An 18573-nucleotide genomic window follows, 5' to 3' on the forward strand; every position below is an offset into this window, starting at 1 on the left:
AGATTTCCCATAGCGTAAGCTAGTAAGATCCCTGAAAGATGATCAGGTTGATAGGTTCGAGGTGGAAGCATGGTGACATGTGGAGCTGACGAATACTAATAGATCGAGGACTTAACCATATAATATGTAGCAAATGTTATCTAGTTTTGAAGGAATATGCCTTCAATAGTTTGGTGATGATGGCAGAGAGGTCACACCCGTTCCCATACCGAACACGGAAGTTAAGCTCTCTAGCGCCGATGGTAGTTGGGACCTTGTCCCTGTGAGAGTAGGACGTCGCCAAGCAACTAAACACGAGTCAAATGACTCGTGTTTTTTCGTGTTTTCTTTTATAATCCATAGTAATTAAAAAAATGTGCTTAAATAATTACCATGTTGATTAAATACAGGGGAATGTGGCTAGGATAGTGAATAAGCAAAAGAGTTGCAAATTTTATTAATACGTATATAATTAAAGTCAAAGATAGTCAAAGTCAATAAAGGTGGCGGATAAATGAGAAATATATCTGATATCATTGAGCAATATCTAAAGCAAGTTATTGACTTAAGTAATAATAATGTGATTGAAATCAAAAGAAATGAGATTGCGGATCGATTCGAGTGCGTACCATCTCAAATCAATTATGTAATCAATACCCGTTTTACATTAGAAAGAGGATTTATAGTAGAAAGTAAACGTGGTGGTGGAGGTTACATTCGCATTATAAAAGTCAAACTGCATGATGATATAGACATTATTGATCAAATGCTTCATATGATTGATCATAGCGTTGCACAAGGGAATGCAGAGAGTATGATTATACGTTTATTAGAAGAGGGAATTATAACAGGCCGTGAAGCAAAACTAATGTTAAGTGTACTAGATCGTTCTGTATTATCAATGGATATTCCTTCTCGAGATGAACTTAGGGCTCGAATATTATGCGCAATGTTAAGAACACTGAAATATAAATAAATACAGCTTTTGTAAAAGAATGATAATTAAGATAGGGCAGTTAAATATTGTAGAAGTTTTGAAAAAGAGCATGTACTTTTATCTAAATGGATTAAGGAAAGAGGACAATCTAGTAATGTATGAAAAGTATCATGAGGTAGATCGTTCCTATTTTAAAGGTGGGGATATTGATGACTTGTCAAAACTGTAATATAAGACCAGCAACTTTACATTATACAAAAGTAATCAACGAGAAGAAGGCGGAAGTTCATCTTTGTGAGCAATGTGCGGAGCAAAGTGGCTATACGTCTTTCTTTCAATCATCACAGTCTAACTTTTCATTTCATGATGTATTTGCTGGTTTATTACACGGTGAATCAACAATGTTTGGAGAAGAAAAAAACGGGTTTTCAAATACAAATACAGTAAGATGTCCAGATTGTAAGATGACATATGAACATTTTACAAAAGTGGGACGCTTTGGTTGTGCTTCTTGTTACGATACATTTAAAGGACACTTAAACCCATTGTTAAAGCGACTTCATGGTGGACATACAGAACATTGTGGAAAAATTCCGGAACGAATGGAAGGAAATATCCACTTAAAGAAAGAATTAGATGAACTAAAACTTATTCTGAAACAATATGTACAGAATGAGGAGTTTGAGAAAGCTGCTGAGGTAAGAGATGAAATTCGAGGGCTTGAAACTCAGCTTAGTGAGCATAGAGAGGGGGAGTAGTTCTATGTCACTGGACAAAATTATGAATGAAGCGATTAGTCCATGGATGAAGGGGGATGGCCCTGATTCTGATATTGTTTTAAGTAGTCGAATTCGTTTGGCTCGTAATTTTAAGCAATATCAATTTTCTACTATGCAAAACGAAGAGGAAGCTCAACAGGTTCAAGAATTATTTAAAAAGAAATTTATAAATAAATCGGTAGAGCCCTTTGGGAAGTTTGGATTATTAAAAATGAATGAATTAACGCCTCTTCAAAGGAGAGTTTTAGTCGAAAAGCATTTAATTAGTCCAAATCTCGCAGGGACCGAATATGGAGCATGTCTGTTATCAGAAAGCGAACACATTAGTGTGATGCTTAATGAGGAAGACCACATTAGGATTCAGTGCCTATTTCCAGGGCTACAATTATCAAAGGCGCTTCAAAGCGCTAATCAAATAGATAATTGGATTGAGAAAGAGGTTGAATATGCTTTTGATGAATCACTTGGATATATTACGAGTTGTCCTACTAACGTTGGTACAGGATTAAGAGCTTCTGTAATGATTCATTTACCAGGGCTGGTTTTAACAAAAAGAATTAGCCGTATTATACAAGTAATTCAAAAATTAGGGTTAGTAGTAAGAGGAATATACGGTGAAGGTAGCGAAGCGTTAGGTAATATATTTCAAGTATCAAATCAAATGACGCTAGGGAAATCCGAAGTAGATATTATTGCAGATTTAAAGAGTGTCATGCAGCAAATTATACAACAAGAAAAATTGGCCAGAGAATTAATTGTACAAAATTCGAGTATTGAGCTTGAAGATAAGGTTTATCGTTCTTACGGTATACTAGCAAACAGTCGTTTAATTCAATCTGCAGAAGCGGCAACTTGCTTATCGGATGTACGACTTGGTATTGATCTAGGATATATAAAAGGTATATCGAGAAATATTTTGACTGAGCTAATGGTTCTTACGCAACCAGGTATTTTACAACAATACGCAGGAGGACCTTTAGGACCAGAAGAAAGAGATTATCGAAGAGCAACCTTAATCCGTGAGCGATTACGTATTGAAAAAAACTAAGCGCAAGTAGGAGGCGATTTCTATGATGTTTGGAAGATTTACAGAAAGAGCACAGAAAGTATTAGCTTTATCTCAAGAGGAAGCAATTCGCATTGGGCATAATAATATTGGAACAGAACATATTTTACTTGGGCTTGTACGCGAAGGTGAAGGAATTGCAGCAAAAGCGTTAATTGCTCTTGGATTGAGCCCGGAAAAAGTGCAAAAAGAGGTAGAAGCGTTAATTGGACGTGGAACAGAAGCTTCTCAAACTGTACATTATACACCTCGTGCTAAAAAAGTTATTGAATTGTCTATGGATGAAGCGCGTAAGCTAGGACATTCTTACGTTGGAACAGAACATATTTTACTTGGCTTAATCCGTGAAGGTGAAGGTGTAGCGGCACGTGTTTTAAATAATTTAGGCGTAAGCCTCAACAAAGCAAGACAACAAGTGTTACAACTTCTTGGAAGTAACGAAGCGAGTTCAGGTCACCAAGGTGGTTCATCGACAAATGCCAATACACCGACACTAGACAGTTTAGCGCGCGACTTAACAGTTGTTGCACGTGAGAATCGTTTGGATCCTGTTATTGGACGTAGTAAAGAAATTCAACGTGTAATTGAAGTGTTAAGCCGTAGAACAAAAAACAATCCAGTGTTAATTGGAGAGCCTGGTGTAGGTAAAACAGCAATTGCTGAAGGGTTAGCACAGCAAATCGTAAATAATGAAGTTCCTGAAACGTTAAGAGATAAGCGTGTTATGACACTAGATATGGGAACAGTGGTAGCTGGGACGAAATATCGTGGTGAGTTTGAAGATCGTTTAAAGAAAGTAATGGATGAAATACGTCAAGCAGGGAATATTATTCTATTTATTGATGAACTTCATACATTAATCGGTGCAGGTGGAGCAGAAGGTGCAATCGATGCATCAAATATTTTAAAACCATCTTTAGCACGCGGAGAATTACAATGTATTGGTGCGACAACTTTAGATGAGTATCGTAAATATATTGAAAAGGATGCAGCTTTAGAGAGACGTTTCCAGCCAATTCATGTTGATGAGCCGAGTCTAGAAGAATCAACTCAAATCTTGAAAGGTTTACGCGATCGTTATGAGGCGCATCACCGTGTGTCTATTACAGATGATGCAATTGATGCAGCTGTAAAACTTTCTGATCGTTATATTACGGATCGTTTCTTACCGGATAAAGCAATTGATTTAATTGATGAAGCTGCTTCAAAGGTTCGCTTACGCTCTTATACAACACCACCAAACTTAAAAGAGCTTGAAGTGAAGCTTGAGGAAATTCGAAAAGAAAAAGATGCGGCTGTACAAAGTCAAGAGTTTGAAAAGGCTGCTTCCTTACGTGATATGGAACAACGCTTACGTGAGAAATTGGAAGATACAAAGCGTCAGTGGAAAGAGCAACAAGGAAAAGAAAATTCAGAGGTTACGGTAGAAGATATTGCAAATGTCGTTTCTACATGGACACGTATCCCTGTTTCTAAACTTGCACAAACAGAGACTGATAAATTATTAAACTTAGAATCCATTCTTCATGATCGTGTCATCGGCCAGGATGAAGCGGTAGTGGCTGTAGCGAAAGCTGTTCGTCGTGCAAGAGCAGGACTAAAAGATCCGAAACGTCCAATTGGTTCATTTATTTTCTTAGGACCAACAGGTGTAGGTAAAACAGAATTAGCAAGAGCATTGGCAGAATCTATGTTCGGTGATGAGGATGCAATGATTCGCATTGATATGTCTGAGTATATGGAGAAACATTCAACTTCTCGCTTAGTTGGTTCTCCTCCAGGATATGTTGGGTATGAAGAAGGCGGACAATTAACAGAGAAGGTTCGTCGTAAGCCGTATTCAGTTGTCCTATTAGATGAAGTAGAGAAGGCGCATCCCGATGTATTTAATATTTTACTACAGGTATTGGAAGATGGTCGTTTAACTGATTCTAAAGGACGTACAGTTGACTTCCGTAATACGATTGTTATTATGACGTCTAACGTTGGTGCTGAGGCGTTAAAACGTAACAAACATCTTGGATTTAACGTACAAGATGAAAGCCGTGATTATTCGGATATGAAAGGTAAAGTAATGGATGAGCTGAAAAAGGCATTTCGTCCAGAATTCTTAAACCGTATTGATGAAATTATCGTATTCCATATGCTTGAGAAAAAACATATTCAAGAAATTGTGACTCTTATGGTAAATCAGTTAGTGAATCGCTTAAAAGAACAAGAAATTGAATTGCAATTAACAGAAGGGGCGATTACAGCTATTGCTGATAAAGGGTTTGATCGTGAATATGGTGCTCGTCCACTACGTAGAGCAATTCAGAAGCATGTAGAAGATAGACTATCGGAAGAACTTTTAAAAGGTGCTATTGAGAAAGGGCAAAAAGTTATCTTTGATGTAGAAGGGGAAACATTTGTCATTCATAGTGCTGAAAAGGTAAAATAAGTATAGACAAACTAAGAGGGCTACGAGATAGCCCTCTTTCTTGTACGAGAAGGTCAAATGTTTATAGATGAAAGCGAAGTGAAATATAAAAAGATATGGCTAAAAAGAAAACAAAATTCACATGTCAAGAGTGTGGTTATCAATCACCAAAATATATGGGTAAATGTCCAGGGTGTGGTCAATGGAATTCGCTTGTTGAAGAGATGGAACCCGTTGTATCATCCAGACGCCTAAATTATGCAAATGCAATTCAAACAGAAGTAACAAAACCAAGACGTCTTACAGAAGTAGAAACAAAGTCTGAGGCACGTATTGAAACAAAATTTCAGGAGTTTAACCGTGTACTAGGTGGCGGAATTGTAGATGGATCTTTAGTACTTATTGGTGGGGACCCTGGGATTGGAAAATCAACGTTATTATTACAGATTTCCTCGCAATTAGCAGATGCTTCATATGATGTATTGTATATATCAGGTGAGGAGTCAGCAAAGCAGATTAAACTTCGTGCAGATCGTTTACATGTAAATGGTAGTAATCTATTTGTTGTATCAGAGACAGATTTACAGCGTATTGCAGCACATATTGAAGAGATGAATCCTGCTTTTGTTGTTATTGATTCTATTCAAACGATACATTTACCTGAAGTGACATCAGCTCCTGGTAGTGTGGCGCAAGTACGTGAATGTACAGCAGAATTAATGAAACTTGCAAAAACAAAGGGAATCCCAATTTTTATCGTAGGGCATGTGACAAAAGAAGGTGCAATTGCGGGACCGCGTATGCTAGAACATATGGTCGATGCAGTTCTTTACTTTGAAGGAGATCGACACCATACATATCGTATTTTACGAGCTGTAAAGAATCGTTTTGGTTCTACGAATGAAATGGGTATCTTTGAAATGAAAGAACTTGGCCTTGCAGAAGTCTTAAATCCTTCTGAAATTTTCCTTGAGGAAAGACCAGTTGGAGTTGCAGGTTCAACAGTAGTTGCCTCAATGGAAGGAACAAGACCAGTTTTAGTAGAAATACAGGCATTAATTTCCCCTACTAGTTTTGGAAATCCTCGAAGAATGGCGACAGGAATTGATCATAATCGTGTCTCGCTTATTATGGCGGTACTAGAGAAAAGAACAGGTTTACTATTACAAAATCAAGATGCGTATTTAAAAGTAGCTGGTGGTTTGAAATTAGATGAACCGGCAATTGATTTAGCTGTTGCCTTAAGTATAGCTTCAAGTTTTAGAGATAAATCTACGGCACCAACTGATGCGGTAATAGGAGAAGTTGGATTAACTGGAGAAATAAGAAGAGTATCAAGAATCGAACAACGTGTACAAGAAGCAGCTAAATTAGGATTTCAACGTGCTATCATTCCTAGAAAAAATTTAGGGGGGTGGACAATTCCAGAGGGGATTGAGGTTGTAGGTGTTTCTAATTTAGGAGAAGCGCTTCGTTTGACATTAGGAGGCTAGGCTATGGAAGAAAATAAGCAACGTGTCAAAAGTATAATTAATATTTTACAGCTCGTGGCCCCGGGAACACCACTGCGCGAAGGGATAGATAATGTACTTCGCGCACAAACAGGGGGACTAATTGTTCTTGGGTATAATGAGCAGATTAAAAGCATTGTTGATGGTGGTTTTCATATTAATTGCGCATTCTCTCCTGCTAGTTTATATGAATTAGCAAAAATGGATGGAGCACTTATTTTAAATGAAACTGGAAGTAAAATTTTAATTGCAAACGCACAGTTAGTTCCGGATTCATCTATTGATTCTATTGAAACAGGTATGCGTCACCGAACAGCAGAGCGTGTAGCAAAGCAGACGGGCAGCCTTGTTGTGGCCATTTCACAAAGACGTAATGTAATTACGCTATATCAAGGGAACTTACGTTATACATTAAAAGATATAGGTGTCATTTTAACGAAGGCAAATCAAGCAATTCAAACGCTAGAAAAATATAAGGCTGTATGGAATGACGGCATTACGAATTTGGGTATTCTAGAATTTGAAGAGGTCGTTACAATGTCCGAGGTGGTTCACGTTTTACATAGTGTTGAAATGGTGCTGCGTATAAAAAATGAAATATTGAGCTATATTCATGAGCTAGGAACAGAAGGTAGGTTAATTCGTTTACAGCTTACAGAATTACTAGCTGATTTAGAGGCAGAGGCAGCATTGTTAATTAAAGATTATCACCAGGAGAAAACACAAGACCATCATCAAATCTTGAAAAAGTTACAAGATCTTGCAAATACACAACTTTTAGAGGATAGTGATTTAGTTAAATTACTTGGGTATTCAGGACAAACAAGTTTAGAAGAAAGTGTGACACCTAGAGGATACCGAATCACAAGCAAGATTTCTCGTGTTCCGCCACTTATTATCGAAAATTTAATTAATCGATTTAAAACATTGCAAGGTGTTTGCCGAGCAACTATTAATGAATTGGATGATGTGGAAGGAATTGGAGAAGTGAGAGCGAAGAAAATACGAGAAGGTCTAAAAAGAATTCAAGAGCATCTCTATATGAGTAGACACAATTAAGAATATTACATTGATTCTATAATATAACGACACTAGAACATTTTTGGTATATGATATGATATATTGGTAAATAAAACTATTTACAAAAAAACACGTCCGCTTTTGCATTCGGCGTTTTGATTAGCGAAACAATGGTTAATAATGAGTAGGAGGTGGTTGGATGTTAAAACGGATTGTACAGCTCTTCTTTTTAGTGATCGGGGGAGCGTTAGGGATTTACTTAATCCCAAAAATTATTAATGTATTAGATATCGGTGCGGTTCCTTTGTTGGAAGGATCGTATGTTCGTGCAATTATTGGTGCAATTATTTTATTTTTAACAACATTTTGGCTTGTAGATTATATTGTTCAACTTATTAAGCATATTGAAGAGGCTCTTGTAAAGGCGCCTGTAGCAGATGTTTTATTTGGTACATTAGGATTAATCTCTGGTCTTATTGTTGCATATTTAATTTTGATACCAATTCGTGAATTTACAATTCCAGTTATTAGTACGGTGTTGCAAGTGTTCTTCACCCTTTTACTTGGATATTTAGGATTCCAAGTAGGATTTAAAAAGAGGAATGAATTGCTAGGATTATTTACATTACCCCAACGCGGAGGTAAGAAGAAAAACAATAGTGAGAATGAAGAGGTAGAGGTCGAAGCAGAAAAATCTACGACTCATTGGAAAATTCTCGATACGAGTGTAATTATTGATGGACGTATTGCAGATATTTGCCAAACAAAGTTTTTAGAAGGAACAATCGTCATTCCACAATTCGTATTAGAAGAGCTTCAGCATATTGCCGATTCTTCAGATGCTTTAAAGCGTAATCGTGGCCGCAGAGGACTAGACATTTTAAATCGTATTCAAAAGGAGATGCCAATTCCGGTAGAAATTTATGAAGGCGATTTCGATGATATCCAAGAAGTAGATAGCAAGCTTGTAAAGTTGGCAAAAATCACTGGTGGAACTGTAGTAACAAACGATTTCAATTTAAACAAAGTTTCTGAATTACAAGGGGTTACGGTGTTAAACATTAATGATTTAGCTAATGCGATTAAACCAGTCGTACTCCCTGGTGAAGAATTAAGTGTTTATGTTGTGAAAGATGGTAAAGAACAGAATCAAGGTGTTGCATACTTAGATGATGGTACGATGATTGTAGTAGAAGATGGTAGAGAGTATGTGGGTTCACAACTTGATGTACTTGTTACTAGCGTATTACAAACATCGGCTGGTCGTATGATTTTCGCAAAACGTAAATTGCTAGAAAAAGCATTATAAGTAGAGGATTATTAATATGTATACATTAATTATTCCGGCAGCGGGCCAAGGGAAACGAATGGGTGCTGGTAAAAATAAGTTATTTTTACTTATAGATGAAGTACCAATTATTGTGCACACATTGCGTGCTTTTGAAAAAGATAAAGCGTGCAAAAGTATTATTATGGCAATTAACGAAGAAGAACGCCCGTATTTTGAAGAGTTGATGCAGAAGTACCAGATTGAAAAGCAGGTACAATTTATTCAGGGTGGAGCCGAAAGACAAGATAGCGTATATAACGCACTTCAGTATGCGAGTGGTGTCGAATATGTTCTTGTTCATGACGGGGCGCGCCCGTTCGTAACGAATAAAGTGATTCGCGATGTATTAACTGCAGCAGAAAAATATGGAGCTTCCATTTGTGCAGTGCCAGTAAAAGATACTGTTAAGAAAGTAGAGCAGGGTGTTGTTGTAGAAACGGTAGAGAGGTCTCAACTTAACGCTGTACAAACACCACAAGGATTCTCTGTTTCTCTTTTGCTAGAAGCTCATAGAAGCGCAAAGCAAAGTTGTTTTCTTGGCACAGATGATGCAAGTCTCGTAGAACGCGTTGGGAAGCAAGTTGGTGTAGTGGAGGGGAGTTACTATAATATTAAAGTGACGACTCCGGAAGATCTACTAATTGCTGAAAGTTTCCTTCGTGTTCAGAAGAAATAACGTTGATGATGTGTTAATAAAGAAAAGCTCGGCAACAGCCGGGCTTTTCTTTATAAGGATAGCGATATAATATAGAGTCATAAAGCTCAGTAGTTTAGCTTAAGGAGGAAGTAAGGATGTTTCGAATTGGACAAGGTTTTGATGTACATGAATTTGCGGAAGGGCGTCCGTTGATTATCGGTGGAATTACAATTCCACACGAGAAAGGATTAATCGGTCATTCAGATGCAGATGTATTGTTACATACGATTGCTGATGCATGTTTAGGTGCGATTGCAGCAGGAGATATCGGAAAGCATTTTCCTGATACAGACCCAGCTTTTAAAGATGCAGATTCAGCTGTATTGTTACAAAAAGTTTGGGAATTTGTGCGTGAACAAGGTTACGAGTTAGGAAATTTAGATTGTACAATTATTGCTCAAAAACCAAAAATGGCACCACATATTGAGAGCATGCGTAAGCGCATTAGTGAACTGTTAGAAACGTCTATCAATAACATTAATGTAAAGGCAACAACAACAGAAAAATTAGGATTTACAGGTAGAGAAGAAGGGATTGCTTCTCAAGCGGTTGTTTTATTACAGAAAAAATAATGGTTTTTAATTCGTAAGATGGATAATCACATTTTTTTGGTGTACAATTATAGAATGTGTTGACATTAAGAATGGAAGGTGTACCAATTATGGAAAAGCAAGTGAGAGTGCGCTACGCGCCAAGTCCAACAGGACACTTACATATCGGAAATGCGCGTACGGCATTATTTAATTATTTATTTGCTCGTCATTTAGATGGCAAATTTATTATTCGTATTGAAGATACTGATGTAAAACGTAACGTGGCTGGTGGAGAAGAAAGCCAATTAAAATACTTGAAATGGCTCGGTATGGACTGGGATGAAGGTGTTGATGTTGGTGGTGAATTTGGACCATATCGCCAAACAGAGCGTTTAGATATTTATAAAAAATTATATGAAGATTTATTAGAGCGTGGTCTAGCTTATAAATGTTACATGACAGAAGAAGAGCTAGAAGCAGAGCGTGAAGGACAAATCGCTCGCGGTGAAACACCTCGTTACGCAGGTAACCACCGTGAATTAACTGAAGAACAAGTGAAAGAATTTGAAGCTGAGGGACGTATTCCAAGTATTCGTTTCCGTGTACCAGCTGATCGTGACTACACATTCAAAGATATTGTAAAAGATGAAGTTGCGTTCCATTCAAATGATTTCGGTGATTTTGTTATTGTGAAAAAAGATGGAATTCCAACTTATAACTTTGCAGTAGCAGTAGATGATCATCTAATGGAAATTACACATGTACTTCGTGGTGATGATCATATTTCAAATACACCGAAACAAATGATGATTTATGAAGCTTTCGGCTGGGATATTCCACAATTCGGTCATATGACTCTAATTGTTAATGAAAGTCGTAAAAAGTTAAGTAAGCGTGATGAATCTATTATTCAATTTATTGAGCAATATAAAGAGCTTGGGTATCTTCCAGAAGCAATCTTTAACTTTATTGCACTACTAGGTTGGTCTCCGGTAGGAGAAGAAGAAATCTTCTCTAAAGATGAGTTTATCAAAATGTTCGATGCAGCTCGTTTATCAAAATCACCTGCATTATTTGATTCTCAAAAACTAAAATGGATGAACAACCAGTATATGAAAAAGCAAGATTTAGATACGGTTGTAGAGTTAAGCTTACCGCATTTAGTGAAAGCTGGACGTGTGGGAGAAACTTTAAGCGAACAAGACCAAGCTTGGATTCGTGATGTAATTGCTTTATACCATGAACAAATGAGTTTTGGAGCTGAAATTGTAGAGCTTTCTGAAATGTTCTTTAAAGATCATGTTGATTATGAAGAAGAAGGACAAGAAGTATTAAATGGTGAACAAGTACCTGAAGTACTTCGTGCATTTGCTGGTCAAATAGAAGCTCTAGAAGCAATGGAGCCAGCAGCAATTAAGGCAGCAATTAAAGCAGTTCAAAAGGAAACAGGACATAAAGGTAAAAATTTATTTATGCCAATCCGTGTTGCAACTACAGGACAAACGCATGGTCCAGAGCTTCCGAATGCTATTGCACTTCTTGGAAAAGAAAAAGTTTTAAATCGTCTTCAAAAAGTAATTGGTTAACATTTTCTAGATTTAGAAATATAATAAGTATACCTAAAATCTAATAAGGAAAAGCGACGAGAAGGAGAAGTAGAAAATCAGGCTTTTTACAGAGAGAACCACCTTTAGGCTGGGAGTGGTTTATAAGCGGGTTTTTGAAATGCCCCTTCGAGTCTTCTGCTGAACAGCGAATTGCTTCGTGGGACGTCTTAGGCCGCAAAGTAAGCAGAAGCGGTGTACACCGTTATCATGGATGAGTTTGAGGCTTTTTTAAGCCTAAACAGAGTGGAACCGCGCTTAAAAGGCGTCTCTGTCAATATGACAGAGACGCCTTTTTTTTTATACCGTGTAAATAGGTAGAGATATAGAATTTCTCCCCTTATATAAAGAATTAGGGGAGAAGTGATGAGTTAGGGGAGTTAGTTCGTTCGACAAAAAAGCAGCCCATAAAGGGGAGGGAACACCGATGTTTAAGAGGCTTCGGGAAGATATTGAAGTCGTTTTTGAACAGGATCCAGCGGCAAGAGGTTATTTCGAAGTCATTTTAACTTACTCTGGATTACATGCAGTTTGGGCCCATCGAATTGCACATGCTTTTTATAAAAGGAATTTTTTCTTTCTTGCACGTTTTGTTTCACAAGTGAGTCGCTTTTTTACTGGCATTGAGATCCATCCAGGAGCAACTATTGGTCGACGCTTTTTTATAGATCATGGAATGGGAGTTGTAATTGGAGAAACTTGTGAAATTGGTGATAATGTAACGATTTATCAAGGGGTTACATTAGGTGGTACAGGAAAAGAAAAAGGGAAGAGGCACCCAACAATTCAGGATAATGTATTAATTGCGACGGGTGCTAAAGTTCTTGGGTCTATTACTGTGGGAGAGAATTCTAAAATCGGAGCAGGGTCTGTCGTATTAAAAGAAGTTCCTGCACATTCTACAGTTGTAGGTATACCTGGCCGTGTCGTTATTCAAAATGGAGTAAAGATTGGTCAAGAATTAAATCACTCTGACCTTCCAGATCCGATTTTTGATAAATTAAAGGCTATGGAAGTAGAACTTGATAAATTGAAGAAACAATTGGAATTAAAGGTAGAAAGGAAGGATAAAAATGACTATTCACATTTATAATACGTTAACACGTCAAAAAGAAGAGTTTGTTCCATTAGAAGAAAATAAGGTAAAGATGTATGTATGCGGACCTACAGTTTATAACTACATTCATATTGGGAATGCAAGACCTCCTATGGTATTCGATACAGTGCGTCGTTATTTAGAATACAAAGGATACGATGTGCAATATGTATCTAACTTTACGGACGTAGATGATAAATTAATTAAAGCGGCAAATGAATTAGGTGAAGATGTACCAACGATTGCTGATCGTTTTGTTGAAGCGTACTTTGAAGATGTAACAGCACTAGGTTGCAAACATGCAACAGTTCATCCTCGTGTAACAGAAAATATGGATATCATTATTGAATTTATTCAAGAACTTGTGAATAAAGGGTATGCATATGAATCAGAGGGTGATGTGTACTTTAAGACGAAGGAATTCGAAGGTTACGGTAAATTATCACATCAACCAATCGCAGATTTACGTCACGGTGCTCGTATTGAGGTAGGGGAAAAGAAACAAGACCCTCTTGATTTTGCTTTATGGAAAGCTGCGAAAGAAGGAGAAATCTTCTGGGAAAGCCCTTGGGGGCAAGGACGTCCAGGATGGCATATTGAATGCTCAGCAATGGCGCGTAAGTACTTAGGGGATACAATTGACATTCATGCTGGTGGGCAAGATTTGGCGTTCCCGCATCATGAAAATGAAATTGCGCAGTCAGAGGCATTGACTGGAAAAACGTTTGCACGTTACTGGATGCATAATGGATATATTAATATTAACAATGAGAAGATGTCTAAATCGCTTGGTAACTTTATTTTAGTTCACGATATTATTAAGCAATACGACCCGCAGTTAATTAGATTCTTTATGTTATCAGTACACTATCGTCACCCGATTAACTTTAGTGAAGAGTTATTACAAAGTACGAATAATGGACTGGAAAGAATTAAAACAGCTTATGGAAACTTAAAGCATCGTATGGAGAGTAGTACGGATTTAACGGACCATAATGAGAAATGGTTAGCTGAAATAGAGAAATTCCAGACTGCATTTGAAGAGGCAATGAATGATGACTTTAACACTGCAAATGCAATTACCGAATTATACAACGTAGCAAATCATGCAAATCAATATTTACTTGAAGAGCATACATCTAAAGTTGTGATTGAAGCATACGTAAAACAACTGGAAACGTTATTTGATATTTTAGGATTAGAATTATCAAAAGAAGAATTACTGGATGAAGAAATTGAAGAGCTTATCCAAAAGCGCATTGAAGCTCGTAAAAATCGCGATTTCGCATTGTCTGATCAAATTCGTGACGATTTAAAAGAACGTAATATTATTTTAGAAGATACCGCTCAAGGTACAAGATGGAAAAGAGGATAAGGATGATTGATGCAAAGCAATTAAACAGCTTGGCGTTAGCGTATATGGGTGATGCGGTATATGAACAATATATCCGCTATCACCTCCTTCAAAAAGGAAAAGTTCGCCCTAATCAATTACATCGCTTAGGGACGAGCTTTGTTTCAGCAAAAGCACAGGCGAAAGTTGTTTATCATTTATTAGAGACGGCATTTTTGACAGAGGAAGAAGAGGCGGTATTAAGAAGAGGGCGTAATGCAAATTCAGGTACAGTTCCGAAAAATACGGATGTACAAACATATCGACATAGTACAGCCTTTGAAGCACTAATTGGTTATCATCATTTATTAAATAATCGTGAAAGATTAGACGAAATTGTATATAAGGCAATTGCAGTTTTAGAAGAAAAGGAAGGGGGCACATCATCATGACTAGTGAATATATTATCGGACGTAACCCTGTAATTGAAGCGTTAAGATCAGGGAGAGATATTAATAAAATTTGGATCGCAGAAGGTGCTGCCAAAGGACAAGTACAAATTGTACTAGCGTTAGCGAAAGAAAATAAGATTATTTTACAACATGCACCAAAGAAAAAGTTAGATCAATTAGTTGAGGGTAATCATCAAGGTGTAATTGCTCAAGTAGCTGCATATCAGTATGCAGAGTTAGAAGATTTATTCAAAGTGGCAGAAAAACGTAATGAAGATCCGTTCTTCTTGATTTTAGATGAGATTGAAGATCCGCATAACCTAGGTTCTATTATGCGTACTGCTGATGCAACAGGAGCTCATGGAATTATTATTCCGAAGAGAAGAGCTGTGGGACTTACAGCATCAGTTGCGAAAGCATCAACAGGAGCGATTGAATACATTCCTGTTGCGCGCGTAACAAACTTATCTCGTACAATTGATGAATTAAAAGAGCGTGGACTTTGGATTGCTGGTACAGATGCCAAAGGGAAAACGGATTACCGTAATTTAGATGGTACAATGCCGATTGGATTAGTAATTGGTAGTGAAGGAAAAGGTATGAGTCGTATTATTGGTGAAAAGTGTGATTTCTTAATCACTCTACCGATGGTTGGTAAAGTTACATCCTTAAATGCTTCAGTAGCCGCAAGTTTGTTAATGTATGAGGTATATCGTAAACGTCACGAAATTGGTAAATAAAAAATGAACGATATTTTAATCGTTGACGGTTACAACATTATCGGAGCTTGGGGAGATTTGAAGAAACTGCGGGATGTAGATTTACAATCATCAAGAGATGCGCTTATTGATAAGATGGCGGATTATCAAGGTTATACAGGCACAAAAGTGATGATAGTCTTTGATGCCTATACAGTCCATGGTATTGAAAAAAAGATGAAACAATCTCGTGTAGAAGTAATATTCACACGAAAGAATCAAACTGCAGACGAAAAGATAGAGCAACTTGCAATAGAGCTTAGAAATATAAATACACAAATATATGTTGCGACTTCTGATTATACAGAACAATGGGTTATATTTGGGCAAGGTGCCCTTCGAAAATCTGCGCGTGAATTAGAGTTGGAAGTACAAGCGATGGAACAACAAGTAAGAAGGCGTACAAAAGACGCGAAAGAACAGCAGCCTGCCATGCGAAAGATATTTAGTAAGGATATTACAGAAAAATTAGAAAAATTAAGAAGAGGAGAGCGTTGAAGCATTGACGCTCTTTATCTTTTTACTGTATAATATTGCTAAATAAATAGCGGTCGGAGGGATCAAGGTGGAAGCAGGCTTCGTAAGTATAGGCGACGTTACATTTCGTGATTTAGAGGATGAGGCAATCGTTGAGTTAGTTCGAAAAGGTAATACTGACGCTCTAGAATATTTAATTCACAAGTATAAGAACTTTGTTCGTGCGAAATCAAGATCTTACTTTTTAGTGGGTGCCGATCGAGAAGACATTGTTCAAGAAGGTATGATAGGGTTGTTTAAAGCAATTCGTGATTATAAAGAGGACAAGCTGTCTTCATTCAAAGCATTTGCTGAACTATGTATCACTCGACAAATTATTACCGCTATTAAAACGGCAACAAGACAAAAACATATTCCTTTAAATTCGTATGTGTCTTTAGATAAGCCGATTTACGATGAGGAATCTGATCGAACGTTATTGGATGTTATTTCTGAAGCGAAGGTGACTGATCCTGAAGAGATGATCATTAGCCAGGAAGAATATACAGACATAGAATCAAAAATATCTGAATTATTAAGCGATTTAGAAAGAAAAGTGCTTTCTTTATATTTAGATGGTCGTTCTTATCAAGAGATTTCAGAACAGTTAAACAGGCATGTGAAATCTATTGATAACGCTTTACAACGAGTAAAGAGGAAATTGGAACGATATATGGAAATGAGAGAAAGTACAACTTTAAATTCATAAGAAGTAACAAGTGCTGCAGGTGTAAAATAAATCACCTGTTTTCTTTTGTAGAGAGTACAAAATGCATGTCATTGACATTGTCTTTTATTGTATGATACATTTTTAGGGACATAATGTTACAAGGTTGGTGTAACTAATGAGGAAAAAAGTTGTACTCTCATGTGAAGAGTGTAAAAATCGAAACTACTCTACTATGAAAGATACGAGCTCAATAGAGCGACTTGAAATAAAAAAGTTTTGTAAAACATGCAATCAGCATACAGTTCACAAGGAAACAAAATAAATAATTGAAATAATACACTGGAGGTCCCGCAGATGCGTTTAACGAACTTTTTCGGCGATGTAGGTCGCGAAATGAAAAAAGTAAGTTGGCCTAAAAAAGATGAATTACTCCGCTCAACAGCGACTGTTGTTGCTACAGTTGTGTTCTTTGCGATTTTCTTCGCAGTAGTTGATATGGGCATTTCTTCTTTAATTCGGTTAATTCTTGGTTAATTCTTGAATAAGAAGCACTTATCCATGATATAATGTTATTTATAAGAACTGTGTAAAAGCCCGGTGAACGGGTTTTTTCATTTGCGCAAAAAAATGTACGTCAGGGAGGGAAGGACGCTCGTCCTAAATGAATGGAAAAAAGTTGGTATGTTGTCCATACTTATTCTGGATATGAAAATAAAGTAAAAGCAAACCTAGAGAAACGTGTAGAATCAATGGGTATGCAAGATAAAATTTTCCGTGTTGTTGTCCCGGAAGAAGTAGAAGTAGAAATGAAAAACGGAAAAGAAAAATTAATGAAAAGAAAAGTGTTCCCAGGTTATGTATTAGTAGAATTAATCATGACTGATGACTCTTGGTATGTTGTACGTAACACGCCAGGTGTAACTGGGTTCGTTGGTTCTTCTGGTTCTGGATCTAAACCATCACCTCTATTAGAAGAGGAAGTTGTTACCATTATGAAACATATGGGAATGGACAACGAAGTGGTTGATTTCGACTTTGAACTTCATGAGACAGTACGTGTAAATGAGGGGCCATTCGCAGATTATACAGGTGCTATTGAAGAAATTGATGTGGAGAAGAAAAAGGTTAGCGTGCTTGTGGACATGTTTGGTCGCGAGACTCCAGTTGAACTTGACTTCCATCAAATTGAAAAATTATAAAATGAAACTTGAAATGAATTGTAAAAAGTGATAATATCTTTTAAGTCAGTACGTCTTCGTTATCGGAGACGTTTTTTGAAAGATTTTATCCTTACAGATAAAATATGACGTGGGAGGGCAAATCACTGTCCAATTGACCACATCACGGACTTAAGGAGGTGTGTCTCGTGGCTAAAAAGGTAATTAAAATGGTAAAGCTTCAAATTCCTGCAGGTAAAGCTAACCCAGCTCCACCAGTTGGTCCAGCATTAGGACAAGCAGGTGTTAACATCATGGGCTTCTGTAAAGAGTTTAACGCTCGTACAGCAGATCAAGCTGGTCTTATCATCCCTGTTGAAATTACGGTATTTGAGGACCGTTCATTCACTTTCATTACTAAAACTCCTCCTGCTGCTGTTCTTCTTAAGAAAGTAGCTGGTATTGAGTCTGGTTCTGGTGAACCAAACCGTAATAAAGTGGCAACTGTTAAGCGTGATAAAGTACGCGAAATCGCTGAAACTAAAATGCCTGACCTAAACGCTGCTAGCGTAGAAGCTGCAATGCGTATGGTTGAAGGTACTGCACGCAGTATGGGCATCGTTATCGAAGACTAATTCGATTTGTTTTTAAAAAAGGTTGCGGGTCTGGAATTCCAATTCGCAACCTTTATTATCGTAAATGATTATCGTTTTTAA

At 37.2% G+C, this 18573-nt stretch carries 20 protein-coding genes, 2 rRNA genes and 1 other annotated feature; all 22 genes read left to right on the forward strand.

Annotation, left to right across the window (positions count from 1 at the left end; all coding sequences use genetic code 11):
• Positions 1 to 119: ribosomal RNA gene (locus EBQ15_RS27945) — 23S ribosomal RNA — on the forward strand; the annotation flags it as partial.
• Positions 120 to 169: 50 nt separating this feature from the next.
• Positions 170 to 285: ribosomal RNA gene (rrf, locus tag EBQ15_RS27950) — 5S ribosomal RNA — on the forward strand.
• A 208-nt stretch (positions 286 to 493) separates the two neighbouring features.
• Positions 494 to 955 carry a transcriptional regulator CtsR gene (gene ctsR / locus EBQ15_RS27955; RefSeq protein WP_001244558.1) on the forward strand — a complete coding sequence of 154 codons (462 nt, stop codon included), beginning with the start codon at positions 494 to 496 and terminating at the stop codon, positions 953 to 955.
• A 170-nt stretch (positions 956 to 1125) separates the two neighbouring features.
• Positions 1126 to 1674, forward strand: coding sequence for a protein-arginine kinase activator protein McsA (mcsA, locus tag EBQ15_RS27960; RefSeq protein WP_000128397.1), 549 nt, complete (start codon positions 1126 to 1128; stop codon positions 1672 to 1674).
• 4 nt (positions 1675 to 1678) lie between these two features.
• Complete coding sequence (gene mcsB / locus EBQ15_RS27965) at positions 1679 to 2743, forward strand: protein-arginine kinase McsB (RefSeq protein ID WP_000050843.1); 1065 nt, start codon at positions 1679 to 1681, stop codon at positions 2741 to 2743.
• Positions 2744 to 2765: 22 nt separating this feature from the next.
• Positions 2766 to 5201, forward strand: a complete 2436-nt coding sequence (clpC, locus tag EBQ15_RS27970) for an ATP-dependent protease ATP-binding subunit ClpC (RefSeq protein WP_000971186.1) — start codon at positions 2766 to 2768, stop codon at positions 5199 to 5201.
• A gap of 95 nt (positions 5202 to 5296) precedes the next feature.
• The gene (gene radA / locus EBQ15_RS27975; protein WP_001085202.1) at positions 5297 to 6673 is read left to right on the forward strand and encodes a DNA repair protein RadA; all 1377 of its coding nucleotides are present in this window, start codon (positions 5297 to 5299) and stop codon (positions 6671 to 6673) included.
• Between the two features lie 3 nt (positions 6674 to 6676).
• Positions 6677 to 7750, forward strand: a complete 1074-nt coding sequence (gene disA, locus EBQ15_RS27980; RefSeq protein ID WP_000392159.1) for a DNA integrity scanning diadenylate cyclase DisA — start codon at positions 6677 to 6679, stop codon at positions 7748 to 7750.
• 160 nt (positions 7751 to 7910) lie between these two features.
• A complete protein-coding gene (locus tag EBQ15_RS27985) occupies positions 7911 to 9020 on the forward strand; it encodes a PIN/TRAM domain-containing protein (RefSeq protein WP_000919677.1) in 1110 nt (369 codons plus the stop codon).
• A gap of 16 nt (positions 9021 to 9036) precedes the next feature.
• Positions 9037 to 9717, forward strand: coding sequence for a 2-C-methyl-D-erythritol 4-phosphate cytidylyltransferase (gene ispD / locus EBQ15_RS27990; RefSeq protein ID WP_000288286.1), 681 nt, complete (start codon positions 9037 to 9039; stop codon positions 9715 to 9717).
• Between the two features lie 116 nt (positions 9718 to 9833).
• Entirely contained in the window at positions 9834 to 10310 is a 477-nt protein-coding gene (ispF, locus tag EBQ15_RS27995) for a 2-C-methyl-D-erythritol 2,4-cyclodiphosphate synthase (RefSeq protein WP_000488388.1), read from the forward strand.
• A gap of 89 nt (positions 10311 to 10399) precedes the next feature.
• Positions 10400 to 11857 carry a glutamate--tRNA ligase gene (gltX, locus tag EBQ15_RS28000; RefSeq protein WP_000415143.1) on the forward strand — a complete coding sequence of 486 codons (1458 nt, stop codon included), beginning with the start codon at positions 10400 to 10402 and terminating at the stop codon, positions 11855 to 11857.
• Positions 11858 to 11904: 47 nt separating this feature from the next.
• Positions 11905 to 12151: a binding site (T-box leader), on the forward strand.
• 151 nt (positions 12152 to 12302) lie between these two features.
• Positions 12303 to 12968 (forward strand): serine O-acetyltransferase, encoded by a 666-nt coding sequence (gene cysE, locus EBQ15_RS28005; protein ID WP_000476497.1) that lies wholly within the window; start codon positions 12303 to 12305, stop codon positions 12966 to 12968.
• Positions 12949 to 14346 (forward strand): cysteine--tRNA ligase, encoded by a 1398-nt coding sequence (gene cysS, locus EBQ15_RS28010; RefSeq protein ID WP_000152276.1) that lies wholly within the window; start codon positions 12949 to 12951, stop codon positions 14344 to 14346. Before cysE ends, cysS begins: the two co-directional genes overlap by 20 nt.
• A gap of 2 nt (positions 14347 to 14348) precedes the next feature.
• On the forward strand, positions 14349 to 14756 hold the full coding sequence (locus EBQ15_RS28015) for a Mini-ribonuclease 3 (RefSeq protein WP_000564261.1): 408 nt from the start codon (positions 14349 to 14351) through the stop codon (positions 14754 to 14756).
• A complete protein-coding gene (gene rlmB / locus EBQ15_RS28020) occupies positions 14753 to 15496 on the forward strand; it encodes a 23S rRNA (guanosine(2251)-2'-O)-methyltransferase RlmB (protein WP_000200237.1) in 744 nt (247 codons plus the stop codon). Before EBQ15_RS28015 ends, rlmB begins: the two co-directional genes overlap by 4 nt.
• Before the next feature lie 3 nt (positions 15497 to 15499).
• Positions 15500 to 16012, forward strand: coding sequence for an NYN domain-containing protein (locus tag EBQ15_RS28025; RefSeq protein ID WP_000997885.1), 513 nt, complete (start codon positions 15500 to 15502; stop codon positions 16010 to 16012).
• Positions 16013 to 16079: 67 nt separating this feature from the next.
• A complete protein-coding gene (locus EBQ15_RS28030; RefSeq protein ID WP_000387193.1) occupies positions 16080 to 16739 on the forward strand; it encodes an RNA polymerase factor sigma-70 in 660 nt (219 codons plus the stop codon).
• Between the two features lie 136 nt (positions 16740 to 16875).
• Positions 16876 to 17022, forward strand: coding sequence for a 50S ribosomal protein L33 (gene rpmG / locus EBQ15_RS28035; protein WP_014481927.1), 147 nt, complete (start codon positions 16876 to 16878; stop codon positions 17020 to 17022).
• Between the two features lie 32 nt (positions 17023 to 17054).
• Positions 17055 to 17234 (forward strand): preprotein translocase subunit SecE, encoded by a 180-nt coding sequence (secE, locus tag EBQ15_RS28040; protein WP_001241323.1) that lies wholly within the window; start codon positions 17055 to 17057, stop codon positions 17232 to 17234.
• 131 nt (positions 17235 to 17365) lie between these two features.
• Positions 17366 to 17899 carry a transcription termination/antitermination protein NusG gene (nusG, locus tag EBQ15_RS28045; protein WP_000415794.1) on the forward strand — a complete coding sequence of 178 codons (534 nt, stop codon included), beginning with the start codon at positions 17366 to 17368 and terminating at the stop codon, positions 17897 to 17899.
• Between the two features lie 167 nt (positions 17900 to 18066).
• Positions 18067 to 18492 carry a 50S ribosomal protein L11 gene (gene rplK / locus EBQ15_RS28050; protein ID WP_001085872.1) on the forward strand — a complete coding sequence of 142 codons (426 nt, stop codon included), beginning with the start codon at positions 18067 to 18069 and terminating at the stop codon, positions 18490 to 18492.
• Positions 18493 to 18573 lie beyond the last annotated feature (81 nt).

The sequence above is a fragment of the Bacillus sp. 2D03 genome, from assembly GCF_003946765.1.
In the GTDB taxonomy this organism is placed as follows: domain Bacteria; phylum Bacillota; class Bacilli; order Bacillales; family Bacillaceae_G; genus Bacillus_A; species Bacillus_A cereus.

Coding starts and splice junctions, on each gene's coding strand:
- ctsR (WP_001244558.1), top strand. CDS start 494: ATGAGAAATATATCTGATATCATTGAGCAATATCTAAAGCAAGTTATT.
- mcsA (WP_000128397.1), top strand. CDS start 1,126: ATGACTTGTCAAAACTGTAATATAAGACCAGCAACTTTACATTATACA.
- mcsB (WP_000050843.1), top strand. CDS start 1,679: ATGTCACTGGACAAAATTATGAATGAAGCGATTAGTCCATGGATGAAG.
- clpC (WP_000971186.1), top strand. CDS start 2,766: ATGATGTTTGGAAGATTTACAGAAAGAGCACAGAAAGTATTAGCTTTA.
- radA (WP_001085202.1), top strand. CDS start 5,297: ATGGCTAAAAAGAAAACAAAATTCACATGTCAAGAGTGTGGTTATCAA.
- disA (WP_000392159.1), top strand. CDS start 6,677: ATGGAAGAAAATAAGCAACGTGTCAAAAGTATAATTAATATTTTACAG.
- EBQ15_RS27985 (WP_000919677.1), top strand. CDS start 7,911: ATGTTAAAACGGATTGTACAGCTCTTCTTTTTAGTGATCGGGGGAGCG.
- ispD (WP_000288286.1), top strand. CDS start 9,037: ATGTATACATTAATTATTCCGGCAGCGGGCCAAGGGAAACGAATGGGT.
- ispF (WP_000488388.1), top strand. CDS start 9,834: ATGTTTCGAATTGGACAAGGTTTTGATGTACATGAATTTGCGGAAGGG.
- gltX (WP_000415143.1), top strand. CDS start 10,400: ATGGAAAAGCAAGTGAGAGTGCGCTACGCGCCAAGTCCAACAGGACAC.
- cysE (WP_000476497.1), top strand. CDS start 12,303: ATGTTTAAGAGGCTTCGGGAAGATATTGAAGTCGTTTTTGAACAGGAT.
- cysS (WP_000152276.1), top strand. CDS start 12,949: ATGACTATTCACATTTATAATACGTTAACACGTCAAAAAGAAGAGTTT.
- EBQ15_RS28015 (WP_000564261.1), top strand. CDS start 14,349: ATGATTGATGCAAAGCAATTAAACAGCTTGGCGTTAGCGTATATGGGT.
- rlmB (WP_000200237.1), top strand. CDS start 14,753: ATGACTAGTGAATATATTATCGGACGTAACCCTGTAATTGAAGCGTTA.
- EBQ15_RS28025 (WP_000997885.1), top strand. CDS start 15,500: ATGAACGATATTTTAATCGTTGACGGTTACAACATTATCGGAGCTTGG.
- rpmG (WP_014481927.1), top strand. CDS start 16,876: ATGAGGAAAAAAGTTGTACTCTCATGTGAAGAGTGTAAAAATCGAAAC.
- secE (WP_001241323.1), top strand. CDS start 17,055: ATGCGTTTAACGAACTTTTTCGGCGATGTAGGTCGCGAAATGAAAAAA.
- nusG (WP_000415794.1), top strand. CDS start 17,366: ATGGAAAAAAGTTGGTATGTTGTCCATACTTATTCTGGATATGAAAAT.